We start from the raw sequence: 15,751 nt of genomic DNA on the forward strand, positions 1-15,751 counted from the left end.
TTACTAAAACTTTTCTTGTTTTTTACCGACCGGCTCCAGTTCGACTGGCTTTTTCCGCCGCGTTTCCTGCCGGTACTGCTTCGGCGACTTGTTGTAGAGGGATTTAAACGCCCGCGAAAAATGGAGCTGGTTCTCGTAGCCGACCTGCGCCGAGATTTCCGCGATCTTCAAATCGGTCACTTGCAAAAGCCCGGCCGCCTTCGTCATCCGGTACTGCAACAAAAACTGCATCGGCGCCTTGCCCGTCACCCGCTTGAACAGCTTGCCAAAATAGCTGCGGTTGATGCCAAGCGCCTTGGAAATCTGCTCGATCGTGATGTCTTTGGCGTAGTTGTTTTCGATAAACGACACCGCCTCGCGCACGTAAAAGTCGGCAAGCGAATTGGTCGGATGCTCGACAGGCTGGCGGGCCGATTTCATAAAATCGTCGAAAAACAAGTACAAATGGCCAATCGTGGCGAAACTGGAATCGTTCATATGATGCAAAATGTACTCGATTTCCTGCACCATCGCCTCTTTTCGTTTGGCGTCTCCCGCCCGGTAAACCGGATCGTCCACCGTGATGTTCATCAAATCCAGCGCCGCCTGCACGCGCAAGCCGTCGAATTCGATCCACGCGTATTCCCACGGATCCTTCTCGTCGGCGAAATACGTCGTAATTTGGCCCGGATAAATCAAAAACCCCTGTCCGGCGTGCAAATGGAACGTCTGGTTCTTTCCTGTCCGGTCGGGCGCGATCAGCGTTCCCTTGCCGCGGTGTATGTAATGAAACAAGTAATGGTTGCGGGCGGCCGGGCCGAAAATGTGGGCCGGCGCGCATTGCTCGCGTCCGCACTGATACAATCCCAGGTCGATGTAGTTCTCGTTGGGAAAAATATTAAAGATCACATCACGCATATTTGTAAGCCCTTTCCACGTTATATATCAAAATGCTATCTTGGTTTTAGTATAACGCAAAAACATCGTTTTTTGGTATATTTCATGTCACTTTATTCCATTTTATGACTGAAATCTTCGTGTTACGATTTTATCAACAGCAAACGAAAGGAGAATTTGCATGAAAACAATCCGTAAAATCATGGCGGCTGCCACATGCGTCATGATGACGGCCTCGCTCGCAGGATGCGGGCAGGCTTCGCCGGACGGCATTCCCGAAATCGAAATCGTTTCGTACAAACGGGAAGCCGTGCAAGTCATGGAGGAAATCCAGGACTTGTTCAACGCCACGCATGACGATGTCCGGCTCAAAATCAGCAGTCCCAACGAAGCGATGACCATCTTGAAAACGCGATTCATCCGCGATGATTATCCGGATATTGTCGCCATCGGCGGGGACATCAACTATTCCAATTTTCTCGACGCCGGTCTGTTCATGGACATTTCCGACCTGCCGGCGCTTCAGAACGTCAAGCCCGGCTATCTGGACATTGACAAACAGCTCGAATTTGTCGAAATGGAAGGCACGTACGCTCTGCCATACGTCGCCAACGCGGCGGGTGTCCTCTACAACAAGGACCTCTTCGACGAGTACGGCTGGAAGATCCCGAAAACGTGGGACGAGTTTCTCGCGTTGTGCGAAGCGATCCAGGCCAAAGGGCTGATGCCGTTGTATTTCGGCTACAAGGACACATGGACGACGTTGGCGCCATGGAACGCGCTGGCGGTCGATCTGGTGGATGCCGACATTTGCTCGCAAGTCAACAAAAACGAGGCGACATTCGCCGATGCGTACCGCGAGGTGGCGACGAAGCAAAAAGAGCTGCTCCAGTATTGCCAGCCTAACCCGTACGCCTACTCGTACACGGACGCGGCGACGGCGTTTGCCAACGGCGAGGCGGTCATGTGGCCGATTGGCAGCTACGCCATCAGCCAGGTGCAAAGCGTCAACCCGGATATGAACATCGACTCGTTCGTCATGCCCGGCAGCAACGACCCGGAAAAAAACATTTTAAACTCCGGCATCGACGTCCAGTTCTCCGTCATGGAAAACTGCCCGAACAAGGAGGCGGCGTACGAGGTGCTCGACTTCCTGTATTCCGACGAGGTGCTCAACATGTATTTGGAGGATCAGGGCGGCATCGCGACGAAAAAAGGCGAATTCCCGATCGCGGAATATTTGAAAGGCATGGAAACGTACATTTTGGCCGGCGAGGTCGCTGACTACCAGGACCACCACTACCCGACCGAAATGGCGGTGGACGCGATGATCCAGACGTATTTGCTTGACGAGAAAAAGGACGCGCTCGACACGTTCCTGAACAAATTCGACACGGAATGGATCCGTTACAACCGCGATTTGATCGCGCGGCTCCAAAAGGAGGAATCATAACATGAAAAAGAAGATGTCCAACCGGACAAAGACATATTTGTTCATCCTCGTTCCCGCATTGATCTTGTTTGTGATGTTCAATACGTGGCCGATGATCAACGGGTTGATTTACAGTTTCACCAACTACAAAGGCTACGGCAAGTTCGACTGGGTCGGCTTGCGCAACTACGCCGACTTGTTCCAGGACGGCCGCGTGCTGAAAAGCTACTTGTTCACGTTCAAGTACGCCATTTGCGGCACGATCCTTGTCAACGTGCTCTCGCTGCTGATGGCGCTCGCCCTCAACGCCAAGATCCGCTTCAAATCGGCGCTTCGCGGCATTTACTTCGTACCCAACATTTTGGGTGGTCTGGTCATCGGTTACATTTTCAGCTTCTTCTTCACGTACATCCTGCCGTATATCGGCGTGGCGTGGAACATTGAATGGCTGCAAAACTCGATTCTCGCCTCCCCGGCGTACGCCTGGATCGGCGTGCTGATCGTGGGCGTGTGGCAGGCGGTCGCGATGACGACGATCATTTACATTTCCGGCTTGCAGACGGTGCCTGAAGACGTGTACGAGGCAAGCCGCGTGGATGGCGCGAGCAAATGGACGGAATTTTGGAAAGTCACCTTCCCGCTCATTATTCCGTTTATTTCGATCAACTTTGTCTTGACGACGAAAAACTTCCTGATGGTGTTCGACCAGATCATGTCGTTGACCAACGGCGGGCCGGCCCAGTCTACGGAATCGATTTCGTTTTTGATTTACCGCAACGGTTTGGATGGCGGCCAGTTCGGGTTCCAGAGCGCGAATGCCTTCGTGTTCTTTCTCGTCATCGTCATCATTTCCGTCATCCAGCAAGTCATTACCGGAAAGAAGGAGGAGCAGCTATGACAAAGCCAATCAAACCGAAAAAGCAGACAAACTGGCTCATGACGATTGTCTTGTGCCTGGGTACGGTCACCGTGTTCTTCCCGTTGTACATGGCGCTGGTCATCGCGTTTAAAAAGCCGTCGGAAATGACCAACAGCGTCCAGGGCGCGCTAGGCTTTCCAAAGGAGCTTGGCTTTGACAACTTCGCCAAGGCGATGGAAGTGACCGATTTCTGGAACACGCTGGGCAACTCCCTGCTCATCACCATTTCGACGATCGTGCTGGGCATCATCGTGTACTCGCTGGTCGGCTACGTGCTTGGACGCACGACGGCCAAGTCGAAACACTTCAAGCTCATTTACTTGTACATCATTTCAGGGATGTTCGTCCCGTTCGCCATTTTGATGATGCCCCTTGTCAAGGAGACGGCACAACTGCATCTGGGTAATCAGCTAGGCGTCATCTTGCTGTATCTCGTGTTTTACATGCCGATGAACGTCATGCTGTACGCGGGATACATGAAAAACATTCCGGAAGTCATGGAGGAAGCGAGCATGGTCGACGGAGCGAGCACGTGGAAGACATACTGGAAAGTCATCTTCCCGATGATGAAGCCGATGCACGCGACGGTCGCGATCATGACGGCGCTGGGCACGTGGAACGACGTCATGACGCCGCTAGTCATCATGTCGGGAACGGGCATCAACACGCTGCCGATCGCGCAGCTCAACTTCCAGACGGCGTTTGGAACCAACTACAACCTCGCGTTCGCGTCGTATATCTTGTCGCTCATTCCAATGCTTATTTTCTATGTCGTCTGTCAAAAACAAATTTTAAATGGCGTCGCCAATGGCGCGGTGAAAGGATAAGATATGTCAGAAGTTATTTTGAATCACATCCAGAAAGTGTATCCAAACGGCTACCAGGCCGTGAAAGATTTCAATATGGAAATCAAAGATCAGGAGTTTATTATCTTTGTCGGTCCGTCGGGGTGCGGCAAGTCGACGACGCTGCGCATGATCGCGGGTCTGGAGGACATTAGCGGCGGCACGTTGCAAATCGACGGCGTCGTGTGCAACGACAAGGAGCCGAAAGATCGCAACATCGCGATGGTGTTCCAAAACTACGCGTTGTATCCGCATATGACGGTGCGCAAAAACATGGAGTATCCGTTGAAGATCGCAAAACTGCCTAAAGAGGAAATGGACGCCCGCATCGACCACGCGGCCAAAATCCTTGGCTTGCAAAATTTGCTGGATCGCAAGCCGAAGGCGCTTTCGGGCGGCCAGCGCCAGCGTGTGGCGATGGGCCGGGCCATCGTGCGCAACCCGAAAGTGCTGCTCATGGACGAGCCGCTGTCCAATTTGGACGCCAAGCTGCGCGGGCAAATGCGAATCGAGATCGCCCGCCTGCACAAGGAGCTCAAAGCGACGACGATTTACGTCACCCACGACCAGACGGAGGCGATGACGCTGGGTGACCGCATCGTTGTGATGAGCGATGGCGAGATCCAGCAAATCGACACACCGCAAAACTTGTACGAGAAACCGCGCAACTTGTTTGTCGCCACGTTTATCGGCATGCCGGTGATGAATCTGCTCGACGCACGCCTCGTTCAAAAAGACGGTCGTCCGGTTTTAACGGGTGACGGATTTCAGTTCGACGTGTCCAAAACAATGGCGGATACATTCGAGCGTCTGGGATTCGGTTCGAACAAGGCGTTGAAAGTCGGTATCCGTCCGGAAAATTTACGCATCGCCGATCGAAACGCCGACGGGCTGCACGGGCATGTCGATGTCGTCGAGATGCTGGGCAGCACGACGAATGTCTATATGACGATGGCCAACGGCGCGAAAGTCGTGGCGACTTTGCCGGGCGACGCGCGGGTCCAGGATGGAACCGAGCTGACGCTGGCGGCCGATGCCGACGCGCTGCATGTGTTTGATGCCGACTCAAGCGTGAATGTTCTTTATTTATAAAAAAGAATGCGACAATGGCTCGTTCCATTTCGCATTCTTTTTCTTTTGTTATAAAAACGGATCCTCGTCGGGCTGGTGTATTTTTTCGGAGAAGAAGTGGATCGCGGTTTGCGTCAGCAGGATGGCCAGCGCGATCATGCCGCACACGCACATGATTTCCGACAGCCGATCCATCGCCGCCACCCGGTCCCCGTGGACAAACTCGCCCATCATATAAAACGTAAGCTTGCCGGGAACGAATGGCACGAGCACGGCTGGCAAGTACACGGCGACCGGTTTTTGCTCAATGCGGGCGAAGATTTCCGAAAGAATGCTGTAAATCAGGCCGCTAACGAACGCCCGGACGTACATGCCTTCGAAAAAGCCCATGCCCAGCGCGGCCATGAAGCCGATGAATCCGGCGATGGTGATGTCTTTCCCTCGTCCGTTGAAGCGGATCGAGCACATCATTCCGACGATACCGGCGCCAAGCGCCTTAATCAAGATCATGATCATAATACCATCACTCCTAACGCGAGGCCGGTTCCGGCCGCGATGGCCGCCCCAATCAGGCACGCTTCGGCGGTTCGGTTCAAACCGGCTTGGTAATTTCCGGCCAGGGTGTCGCGGATGGCGTTGAAGATGACCATGCCGGGCACCATGAGCGGCATATTCGATACGACGACTGTTTCAATGCTTAAGTGGATGCTGGCGTGCTCCAGCAAAATGGGGCAAATCGTCACGAAGAAGCTGGCGCAAATGATCATGAGGATTCGGTTGCTTTTGTTGGTCAGGATCCATCCCGCGCCCAAGCCGATGAAAAAGATAAAGAGTACATCGAGCGGATCGCCAAAGAAAAGGCCGAATCCGGCGGAGCAAATGCCGGAGGCTAAAATGCGCAACCAGCGCGGATGCGTCTTTTCGCGTTCGATGGCGTCCAGCTCCTCCTCCATTTCTTTCATCGACAAGTTTTCGCAGTTGTTCACGAGGTCGTGGATCTTGGCGATTCGAACGAGATCGTTGCCGACTTTCGTGATTTTGCAGGCGCGCGTAATGATATGATGTTCGGTTTTAAAGGAAAAAAGAATCGTTGTGGGTGTCAGCACGCATTCCGGCTTGGAGGCGCCTGGATGCGAAAGACAAATACGTTTCATCGTCTCTTCGGCGCTGACCACATCCCCTCCGCTTTGGAGCAGGAGCTTTCCGCTTCGCATGACGATTTTGGCTAGGCGGCTGCTTTCATAAGGTTCCAAAATGACCTTCCTTTCTTTTTTTTAAGATACAGATTGTCAATGTCTAGGTCTTATGTTTTTTTGATCTATGGCACTGGCATGGCGAATGTGATTCCCTTTCAATGCGTATGGAGAAAACGGCGCGTTTCAATGAAAATGTCCCTTTTTTCTCCATACATTTTCGTTCTCATTATACTCGCATTTTCCTTGATGTCCATTATGGGGACACTGGAGTTTTGCGCGCGGTTTCCCATGAAAAGCCCAAATTTTTGAAGGTTCTTTTCCATTTTGTTTCCGCCTCCTTTCGCAACCGGTTTCAGAATACCCTTTTTTTCCGCTTTTCGTTCCCCATCTTGTTTCTCTTTTTAAAAATGCAAATTTTTTAAGAAATATCACATAAAATTCCATAGTTTCTGGTATAATTTTCGTAAATGAAACGAGGAAGAACACAATGGAACATCAATGGATCGACTTGACGGTCGAAACGGTGGAATCGGAACATCTTTGCTGCGCCATCGCCGACAAAAAGCATCAGGCGGGCGTCCAGTCCAAAAAACAATGGCTGAAACAGCGATTCGAGGAAGGGCATGTCTTTCGCAAGCTGGACGCGCGAGGCAAAGTTTTGATTGAATACGCTCCGCTGGAAACGGCGTGGGTGCCGATTGAAGGCGACAACTACGTCTATATATATTGTTTGTGGGTGGCTGGCTCTTTCAAAGGCCAGGGTCTGGCGAAGGAATTGCTGGAATCGTGTATTGCCGACGTGAAAGCGAAACACAAGGCGGGCGTATGCGTGTTGAGTTCGAAAAAGAAAAAGCCGTATCTTTCGGACGCGAAATTTTTCAAGCGCTTTGGTTTTGAAGTGGCCGATACGGCGCCCAATGATTTTGAACTGCTCGCCCTCTCCTTTGACGGTTCGATGCCCCGCTTTGTTTCAACGGCGAAAGCCTTTGAAATCGGCGAGAAAGATTTGACGATTTACTATGGCATGCAATGTCCGTTTCTTATCAACTCGGTCGAGCAGGTGCGCTCGTATTGCGAAACGAACGCCATTCCGCTGCGGCTGGTCGCGATCGACTCGCTTGAAAAAGCGAAGGCGCTTCCTTTCGTGCCCGCGAATTACGCGGTGTTTCAAAACGGAAAATTCGTGACGCATCAGTTGCTGAACGAGAATTTATTCAAGAAGAAACTCGGTCTTTAAGATGCACTGGATCCACGCGAAAACCATTCTCTCGGCGAACAACGGGATGAATTTGTACCGGGGCTGCCTGCATGGCTGCATTTATTGCGATTCCCGCAGCGCGTGCTATCGTATGGACCACGACTTCGAGGATGTCGCGGTCAAGGAAAACGCGATCGAGCTTTTGGAAACGGCATTGAAACGAAAGCGAAAAAAAGGAATGCTGGGCATCGGCGCGATGAGCGATCCCTACCTTCCTTTGGAGGAAACCTTGCGGATGACGCGGCAGGCGCTTGAACTTGCCTTGCGGTATGGATTTGGCTTTACGTTCATCACCAAATCGGCGCGGGTGCTGCGGGATTTGGACTTGCTGGTGGCGATCAACGAAAAAGCCAAATGCGTCGTCCAAATGACATTGACGACAATGGATGAGCGTCTGTGCCAAACCCTGGAACCCAACGTCAGTACGACAAAAGAGCGTATTCGCGCGCTGGGGGTTTTGCGGGACGCGGGCATTCCAACGGTTGTCTGGCTTTGCCCGATTCTTCCATTCATCAACGATTCGTTTGACAACATCGCGCGAATCTTGCAGGCGTGCGTCGACGTCCGTGTCAAAGGGATCGTCTGTTTTGGGATGGGCGTCACCTTGCGGGAAGGCAACCGGGCGTATTTCTACGAACAGCTGGACCGGTTTTTTCCGGGGATGAAAAGCCGCTATCAGCAAGCCTTTGGCGACCGGTACGTGTGTGGCAGCCCTCGAAACCAGGCGCTCATGAAATACTTTCATGCGGTGTGCGAGCAAAACGGCATTTTGCACGACAACGAGCAAATCTTCGCCTATCTTCAGCAATTCGAATCGAAAGAAAAAGCGGTTCAGCTTTCTTTGTTTGAGTAGCCAAACCGCTTTTTTATTTTTCGAAGGAAAACGTTGGAAGATTTTTCAAAAACACATTGCTGGCTGTGCTTGATAGGAAAGGATTCGATCGTACATTTCGCACTTTTTCAAACCGTATACGCTTCGGATCATCGCATCCAATTCATCACAAATGACAACATTCGTTTCGAAAAACCGCTCTTTTCCGTTTTTCACTTTCCATTCTTTCATTTGCTCCTGTAGACGGCGGCGTTCCTCAATCTGCGCTTTTGTTTCTTCCAATAGCTCCAATGGAATGTATTGACTTTTTACCTTTCCATTTTCCTTCCACTGCAAATAATAGCGTGTTTTTCCGCCAATCCGCTTTTGAGAAATATACCCGCGCGGAAGCGTGGATAATCGTTCTTCGATTTCCCAAATCGCATTGAATTCGTTCATACGATCACCTTCTTTTTTTAATATAACCTACTTTAACCTACCGGTCAACGAAAGGCTTTTTGATGGCTAACAACAATATAAAAAAGAATACGCCGCTGTCTGGACGTATTCTATAGATAAGATGTTTTACGATTTCGACGCCTCCACCACAAATTCGACCGCGCCTTTCGGATCTTTGGTGAGCTGGATGTATTGCGCGCCTTTCGTGCGGACGATTTGAATGCCGTACTTGTCCGCGTCTGCTTTGATTTCGTCAAACCGCGACTGCACTTGCGGAGACAAAACGACAAGCTGGAAATCTTTGAGAATGTCCGTGTGCGCGCCAAACGCCTCGGCTTTCGCTTTGACCGGCAGGTTTTCCTGTTCGGCGCCTTTGTTCACGGCGTTGGCGAACATCGCCGACGTTCCGGCTCCGACGCAAAGCACAAGCACGTTCAAATCGTCGTTGAGTTCGACTTTCTCTTTTTCCTGTTCCTCTTCTTTTTCCTCTTCGATTTCCTCGTGCTTTTGCGCCTCCTCTTCCACAAGCGTCGAATCGTACGCTTTGATGAATGGCGCGTAAATCACGACATCGACGACCAGAAGAACGACGGCAAGCAACAGAGCCATCGGCGCCATGCCCGTTCCAAAGAACAAGCCAAGCGGTCCGGGCATCGCCCATGGCATGACGTATACGAACGAGTTCATTTGCAGGACGTCGACAAAGAATTTGAAGATGCACACGTTGACCATCGGCGCCAGCAAAAACGGCACGAAGAAGTACGGATTGAGCACCATCGGCGCCGCGAACAGGACTGGTTCGTTCACGCCAAAGCAGCATGGAACGATCGACGCTTTTCCAACGGCTTTCAACTGTTTCGATTTGCAAAACCAGATCAGCAGAAACGGCACGACGAATGTACAACCGGTTCCGCCCAGACACGCGATAAAGTTGTTCATACCAATCGTCAAAGCGTGCGATGCGTGCTGTCCTTCTTCAACAAGACGCAAGTTCGCTTCCACATTGGCATACAAAGCGGCCGCCACAGCCGGCTCCACAATGGATGGGCCATGGATGCCCAAAAACCAGAAGAACGCCATCGCGCCCGCGATCAGCATCAGGCCCGGATACGAGTCGGCCGCCGAAAAGATTGGAGAGAACAACGCGATCATGCTTTCCGCAAACGAGATATTGAACACATTGCGGGCGATCGTGTCGATCAGGACGCAAACGAGCACCGAAAACGAAAACGGGAATACGTTTTTGAACACATTGGAAATGACGCCCGGCACTTCCGGCGGCATGTTGATCGTGATGTTTTTGACAGCGCAAAACTTGTACATGTTCGCGGTGATGAACGCCGCGATAAATGAGCAAAGCAACCCTTTCGTCCCCAAATACGTGACGTCGATGCCGCCGTCGATTTCCGTGACCGCCAGCATCATAAAGCCGGTGATGCTGGCTAGCATGACGGACACGATGTTCATGCTTACGCCGGAAGGCAGTTTGCGGGCGAAATTTTCTCCCAGCGAACGGGCCGTTGTCGCCGCGACGAGGATCGCCACGATGCCCATTGACAAATTGTACACCCGCCACAGCCACGAGGAGACGGATTCGGGCAAGACGATTCCGAACACTTCCGGCAGCGCCGCGATCAAAATGAAGATGGATGAAAACAGGATGGCGGGCATCGCCGTCAAAAATCCATCGCGAATGGCCTGCAAATACGCGTTGGCCGCCAGTTTGTTAAAGAAAGGCTTTCCCTTTTCGATAAATCCAATGATCGCGTTCATGGCTTATTTCCTCTTGTACAGCTCGACCATATCCATGATCAAATCGCGCAGCAGGATCGTCGTCATCAAGTGGTCCTGTCCATGGATGAAAATGAATCCCATATCCATGCTTTGACCTTGCGCTTCCTGCGCCAGGATTTCCGTCTGCGCCTTGTGCGCCAGATTCAGGTTTTCATCCGCGTCCGCAAGCAGCGTGTCCACATTGTCAAAGTTTCCGTTTCGCACCTGCTTCAGCAATTCCAGCAGCGTGCTTCTCGCGTCCCCGGAATACGCCACGATCTCAAATCCTACCATTGCCAGTTGTTCTCTGTTCATTTTTTGTTCCTCACTTTCCTGACTTCTTTATTTAATATTGTTCCTCTTCCTCGTACCGGTCCCGGATCTCTTTCGTCCGAGCCAGTCCCTGATACCAGTACGCGGACTGCTTTGGATAGCGCTTTTGCGTATCGAAGTCGACATAAAACAAACCGTAGCGCTTGTTGTAGCCGTTCGACCACGAGAACACGTCCATCAGCGACCAGAGGAAGTAGCCTTTCACATTCACGCCATCGGCGATCGCGTCCGCCAGCGCCTCCATATATTGTTTGACGTAGTCGATGCGCGGTTCGTCATAAATTTTTCCATCGACAAACTCGTCTTTGTACCCCATTCCGTTTTCCGTGATATAAATCGCTTTATAATTTGGATAGTCGGTCTGAATGCGAATGAGCAAATCGTACAATCCTTTCGGATAAATCAACCAGTCCCAGTCCGTCCGTGGCAGTCCTTCTTTGTAAATCCGCTCACCAATCCCTTTGACCGCATAAGCGCTTGTTCCTTTGTCGCCTGTCCCATTATGGTGGATCCGGCTTTCGCCATGGTAAGCCTTCACGAAATGGCTTTGATAATGGTTAATGCCCAAATAGTCGTTTCGATCTTTCGCTTTTTCCATTTCGACAAAGTCCGCTTCCGGGAAATGGATTTCAAACCCGTTTTCCTCACTGATTTCTTTTAACGCGGAAAGCGTTTCTTTCGAGTATCGACCCTTGAACGTCCCATCCAGCAACATCCGAATGCTTAACGCATCGTCAAGAAAAGCGGCGTGGATGTCTTCGTCGGACATGCTGGCCGGATATTTCGTTTCCAGAGAGTGCACGACTCCAATCTGTCCCTTGTATCCCCCATCTTTGAACACGTTGACAGCCCGGGCGTGCGCGTACAGCATATTGTGCAGGCACGTCATTACTTTTTTTAAATCGTACGTGATGCCTGGAGGAAACGTTCCGTTCAAATACTGGTTGGTTGCGATCGGATAAATCTCGTTGAAAGTCGACCAGTATTCGACTTCTTTGAACTCCTCGAAACAAAATTTCGCGTACTCGACAAATGCGTCGATTGTTTGCCGATTTAGAAAATCTCCTTCGTCAAAGAGTGCTTTTGGCGTGTCGAAATGATGAAGGGTTACAAACACCTTAACATTCCTCTTTTTCGCTTCTGAAAGAACTTCATGATAATAGCGAACGCCTTCTTTGTTGACTTCACCTGTACCTTCTGGAAAAATACGACTCCATGCAATCGAGAGCCGGATTCCGTTGACGCCAAATTTTTCGCACAATTCTAAGTCGATCGGGTATTTATGATAAAAGTCGCTTGCGGGTTCCGCGAGAAACCGTCCTTGTTTTTCAAGAAACGCGTCCCAGGCAACGGGTCCCTTTCCGCCTTCATGTGTCGCGCCTTCACATTGATATGCAGCTGTCGCTCCACCAAAAATAAAATCATCCGGTAATGTTTTCATGTACTTCTCCTTGTTCATTTGATTTTGATTTTGTTTATTTCTGTTGTTCACAAACTCACTATATTCGATTAATTTGAAATTGTCAACGTTTTCATAAACAAATTTAAACACGTACACTCAGATTCCAACAAATTTTCTCGTTCCAAATGTTTGCTTTTGTTGACTTTGATATAAATCACATGCTATAACCAATTCGAAAGGACAGGATATTATGCTGAAAAGTGAACGACTACAATATATTGGTCGGCTTGTGGATGAAAAAGGGATCGTGACGGCTACGGAAATTATGAGCGCGCTCAATGTATCGGACATGACTGTCCGGCGCGATTTAGATGAACTCGAAAAAAGCGGGAAGTTGATTCGCGTTCACGGAGGCGCGCAAGCCGTCAACTACAATATTGACTTCGAACTTTCCCACTTTGAGAAATCGACTGTCAATACAGAAGAAAAAAAAGCTATCGCAAGACAAGCTGCCAAACTGATCAAAGACAATGACACGGTCTTTTTAGGTCCAGGCACGACGATTGAGCAGCTCGCCAAAGAAATTGCTGGAAGAAAAGTGCGCGTGATCACGAATTCACTACCGGTTTTTGAAATTATTCGGCAGCAAGATCCAGATCAAGTTTTTTTAGCCGGAGGAACATTTCGAAGCCATACAAGCTGCTTTGTGGGTCCCTTATGCGCTGAAGTGCTCGGGCGATTGAAATTTTCCGCCGCCTTTATTTCTTGTAATGGACTGGCGGAAAATCAAATCACCACATCTACGATTGAGGAAGGCCAAGTTCAAGAAACCGCGCTTAACAATGCACGTTATCGCTATTTGCTCATAGACGAACATAAATTTAACCGGGAAGACTTTTATGTTTATTACAAACTCTACAATATGGATGGTATCATCACGGATGCGACCACCAATCCAAATCTTATTGCGCATTATAGCCAATATACCCAAATCATACAAGCAGGAAAGGATGAATAAATATGCATGGAGTAATTTTTGATTTTAACGGAACGTTGTTTCTCGATAACGACAAACATACTATGGCTTGGAATAAAATTTCCCAATCCATTCGCGGACGCGGCATCACACAAGAGGAACTGCATACAAAAATGAATGGCGTCAACAACAAATACATCATCCGCTACTTAAACGGCGGTAAACCCGACGAAAAACTTGAGAGCGCCTATTCGTCACTCAAGGAACAATACTACCGCGAGTTTTGCAAAGAGGACGCGAAAAATTTCCATTTGATTGCCGGAGCGAAAGAACTATTTAACGAGTTGAAAAAAAGAGGTGTTCCGTTCACGATCGCCTCCGCGTCCATCAAGGACAACATTGATTTTTTTGTGGAAAGCTTCCATCTCGACCGCTGGATCGACCCTAAAACGATCGTTTACGACAACGGTCAGTATAAAGATAAAGAAGCGATGTTCCTGCAGGCCGCCAAAAACATTGATGTTCCTACGGAAAAAATTTGTGTGATCGAAGACTCGCTCGCCGGCGTGAACGCGAGCGTCAAAGCGGGCGTTCAGGATATTCGAATTATCGACTCCGGCCATATTGCCGACCAGGTCAAAGATCTGGAACAAGTCAAACAAATTTGCGAAACAATGGAGGAAATCCAATTTTCTTTATAAGACAATTCATTCATTGATCAAAAAAGTGATCGACTTTCTCTCCTTGAGCAAGCCGATCGCTTTTCTTTTTTCTTGCATTTCAAATCAAGTCAAACAACTCCAAAAACCAGTTCTTTGCAAGTTGCGTTTATTTTTACAGTTAAGCCGCGTATTGCAAACTTGCCGACTCGACAGGACTGACTTCCAGCTGCTTTTGGCGCCACTGGCCGCACAGCTGCAAACTGCCTTCGAAAATCAGCTCGTTGACGTCGCTAATAAACTCCAGCTTTGGAATGGATGGGGCCGGAATGAAATTAGCCAGCCGTTTTTCCAGGCTTTGCATGTCGTTGACCATCGGGGTGCGGAGCACGACGACTTCCGGGCCTAAGAGCGCGATCGTTGGCAGCAGCGCGTTGATGACCAGCTCGATTTGTCCTTGTTCGGTGCGGGCCAGACGACGTGGATCGTCGGAAAACTGCATACGGCCTAAAAAGTATTTCAACTCGCCGCCAATGCCGGAAAGCCCGGTGACGAGCGTGCCGTTGACGAGATTGCCCTGCCCGCCCATCGGCTTTCCATAAGGCTGGGAGTGGAACGTGATGTTTTTGTATTCAGGATGCTCGACGCCATAGCCGACGACGGCCGCGTTGACGTTGTTGACGATCATGGCCGGCATCCCGTAGCGGGCCTGTACCTCCTCGCCAAGCGGATAGTCGCGTAAATCGCGCTGGACGTGATTGACGACGCCTTGCTCGTTGACTTCGCCTGGAAACGCGATCGTAATGAGCTCGATTTGCGGATACTGGCTCAAACAGTAGTCGATCGTGTCCCACAGCGGAATGGAGTTGAAATCGGCCTTGATGACGACATCGTCAAGCATGATCGTTCCTCGATCGTACACCCGGAAAAACAGCGTGACCTTGTTGCCGTCATACAGCTCGGCCAAACTGAGCACGACCTTTTCTTGTTGGGCGCACCGGCACACGCTGGCTTCCTTCTTTTTTTTCTTTTTGTGTTTTTCACATCGCCGCCGCAAATTCGTCTGGATAAATTCGAGCGCGCTCATCGCGTCGTACGAGGCGAACACCGCAGTCGGAATCTGCAAAATGAGCTTGTTGGGCATCGAGGTCGACAATTTTTTAAGCATATAGCCGATTTGAGGCGCGAGCAGAACGATATCGTAGTTTTCGGCCTGGTCGTACAAGTCGAAATACGACACGGCGTCAAACGTGTAATCGAGATCGAGCGTATCGGCCGCTTCCGTCAGCCGGCTGGCGAAAAAAGACGTCGTAAAGCCCGAGGAACACGACAACAGCACTTTGATCTTGCGCTCGCTTTCCAAGGTTTCGAGCGCCTGTTCCATTTCGTAAAACAGCGTTTTCGTATGCTCCTCGTCCTTGAGCTGAAAATGCAAGTAGTATTTCGGCTCGTTGTCTTTAAAGCTGGTGATGCTGATTTCCACGATTTCGTTGGGATAAAAATTGATTTCCGCCCGGCCGTACTTTGTCAGCAGCCGGTAGTGGTCGTCGTCTTCGACGACAAGGTCGTATTCCTTTTGCGGCTGATTTTGGATCCAGGCGCGAAAATCAAAATCAATAAATTCCACGTTTCGTTTTTTTTCTTCCATCCTTCCCCCTCTCTTTCCTTTTCCTGTTTTTATTATATGGGTTTATCCAAGTTCTGAAAAGGCTTACAAAAGAAATAAAAAACGATCGCGTCT

At 50.1% G+C, this 15,751-nt stretch carries 17 protein-coding genes; 8 read left to right on the forward strand and 9 right to left on the reverse strand.

The genetic code is table 11. The annotated features are described in order from the left end of the window. Window positions 1–3: 3 nt before the first annotated feature. On the reverse strand, window positions 4–897 hold the full coding sequence (locus ABNS49_RS04670; protein WP_289647383.1) for an AraC family transcriptional regulator: 894 nt from the start codon (window positions 895–897) through the stop codon (window positions 4–6). A gap of 160 nt (window positions 898–1,057) precedes the next feature. On the opposite strand from ABNS49_RS04670, the gene ABNS49_RS04675 reads away from it, so the two are divergent. Genes ABNS49_RS04675 through ugpC form a run of 4 tightly spaced genes read left to right on the forward strand, consistent with a single transcriptional unit; the run spans window position 1,058 to window position 5,164 of the window. Further along, a complete protein-coding gene (locus tag ABNS49_RS04675) occupies window positions 1,058–2,329 on the forward strand; it encodes an extracellular solute-binding protein (protein ID WP_135980504.1) in 1,272 nt (423 codons plus the stop codon). A 1-nt stretch (window position 2,330) separates the two neighbouring features. Beyond that, on the forward strand, window positions 2,331–3,206 hold the full coding sequence (locus tag ABNS49_RS04680; RefSeq protein ID WP_135980503.1) for a sugar ABC transporter permease: 876 nt from the start codon (window positions 2,331–2,333) through the stop codon (window positions 3,204–3,206). Then, a complete protein-coding gene (locus ABNS49_RS04685; RefSeq protein WP_135980502.1) occupies window positions 3,203–4,054 on the forward strand; it encodes a carbohydrate ABC transporter permease in 852 nt (283 codons plus the stop codon). Before ABNS49_RS04680 ends, ABNS49_RS04685 begins: the two co-directional genes overlap by 4 nt. 3 nt (window positions 4,055–4,057) lie before the next feature. Beyond that, window positions 4,058–5,164 (forward strand): sn-glycerol-3-phosphate ABC transporter ATP-binding protein UgpC, encoded by a 1,107-nt coding sequence (ugpC, locus tag ABNS49_RS04690; RefSeq protein WP_135980501.1) that lies wholly within the window; start codon window positions 4,058–4,060, stop codon window positions 5,162–5,164. Window positions 5,165–5,212: 48 nt separating this feature from the next. Here the strand turns inward: ugpC and ABNS49_RS04695 are convergent, their stop codons facing one another. From ABNS49_RS04695 to ABNS49_RS04705, 3 genes are all read right to left on the reverse strand, one after another. After that, complete coding sequence (locus ABNS49_RS04695; RefSeq protein WP_135980500.1) at window positions 5,213–5,659, reverse strand: threonine/serine exporter family protein; 447 nt, start codon at window positions 5,657–5,659, stop codon at window positions 5,213–5,215. After that, complete coding sequence (locus ABNS49_RS04700) at window positions 5,656–6,396, reverse strand: threonine/serine exporter family protein (protein ID WP_135980499.1); 741 nt, start codon at window positions 6,394–6,396, stop codon at window positions 5,656–5,658. The genes ABNS49_RS04695 and ABNS49_RS04700 overlap by 4 nt, the downstream gene beginning before the upstream one ends. Before the next feature lie 126 nt (window positions 6,397–6,522). After that, a complete protein-coding gene (locus tag ABNS49_RS04705) occupies window positions 6,523–6,783 on the reverse strand; it encodes a hypothetical protein (protein WP_135980498.1) in 261 nt (86 codons plus the stop codon). A 43-nt stretch (window positions 6,784–6,826) separates the two neighbouring features. Here ABNS49_RS04705 and ABNS49_RS04710 point away from each other — a divergent pair, with 43 nt between their 5' ends. Beyond that, entirely contained in the window at window positions 6,827–7,576 is a 750-nt protein-coding gene (locus ABNS49_RS04710; RefSeq protein WP_135980497.1) for a GNAT family N-acetyltransferase, read from the forward strand. A 1-nt stretch (window position 7,577) separates the two neighbouring features. Continuing rightward, window positions 7,578–8,450 carry a radical SAM protein gene (locus ABNS49_RS04715; protein ID WP_135980496.1) on the forward strand — a complete coding sequence of 291 codons (873 nt, stop codon included), beginning with the start codon at window positions 7,578–7,580 and terminating at the stop codon, window positions 8,448–8,450. Between the two features lie 45 nt (window positions 8,451–8,495). Here the strand turns inward: ABNS49_RS04715 and ABNS49_RS04720 are convergent, their stop codons facing one another. The 4 genes from ABNS49_RS04720 to lacG all read right to left on the reverse strand — a co-directional run bounded on the left by ABNS49_RS04720 (window position 8,496) and on the right by lacG (window position 12,414). Beyond that, window positions 8,496–8,867, reverse strand: coding sequence for a hypothetical protein (locus tag ABNS49_RS04720; RefSeq protein ID WP_135980495.1), 372 nt, complete (start codon window positions 8,865–8,867; stop codon window positions 8,496–8,498). 126 nt (window positions 8,868–8,993) lie between these two features. Continuing rightward, on the reverse strand, window positions 8,994–10,640 hold the full coding sequence (locus ABNS49_RS04725; RefSeq protein ID WP_135980494.1) for a PTS transporter subunit EIIC: 1,647 nt from the start codon (window positions 10,638–10,640) through the stop codon (window positions 8,994–8,996). A 3-nt stretch (window positions 10,641–10,643) separates the two neighbouring features. Next, on the reverse strand, window positions 10,644–10,955 hold the full coding sequence (locus ABNS49_RS04730; RefSeq protein WP_135980493.1) for a PTS lactose/cellobiose transporter subunit IIA: 312 nt from the start codon (window positions 10,953–10,955) through the stop codon (window positions 10,644–10,646). Window positions 10,956–10,986: 31 nt separating this feature from the next. Then, a complete protein-coding gene (gene lacG, locus ABNS49_RS04735) occupies window positions 10,987–12,414 on the reverse strand; it encodes a 6-phospho-beta-galactosidase (RefSeq protein ID WP_135980492.1) in 1,428 nt (475 codons plus the stop codon). 211 nt (window positions 12,415–12,625) lie between these two features. Between lacG and ABNS49_RS04740 the strand changes: the two genes are divergently transcribed. Continuing rightward, window positions 12,626–13,393, forward strand: a complete 768-nt coding sequence (locus ABNS49_RS04740; RefSeq protein ID WP_135980491.1) for a DeoR/GlpR family DNA-binding transcription regulator — start codon at window positions 12,626–12,628, stop codon at window positions 13,391–13,393. 2 nt (window positions 13,394–13,395) lie between these two features. Next, window positions 13,396–14,052: an HAD family phosphatase gene (locus ABNS49_RS04745; protein WP_135980490.1), complete on the forward strand. Its 657-nt coding sequence runs from the start codon at window positions 13,396–13,398 to the stop codon at window positions 14,050–14,052. Window positions 14,053–14,191: 139 nt separating this feature from the next. Here ABNS49_RS04745 and ABNS49_RS04750 read toward each other — a convergent pair whose 3' ends face one another. Further along, complete coding sequence (locus ABNS49_RS04750; RefSeq protein ID WP_135980489.1) at window positions 14,192–15,658, reverse strand: ROK family protein; 1,467 nt, start codon at window positions 15,656–15,658, stop codon at window positions 14,192–14,194. Window positions 15,659–15,751 lie beyond the last annotated feature (93 nt).

The sequence above is a fragment of the uncultured Dubosiella sp. genome, from assembly GCF_964018005.1.
Lineage (GTDB): Bacteria > Bacillota_I > Bacilli_A > Erysipelotrichales > Erysipelotrichaceae > Dubosiella > Dubosiella muris.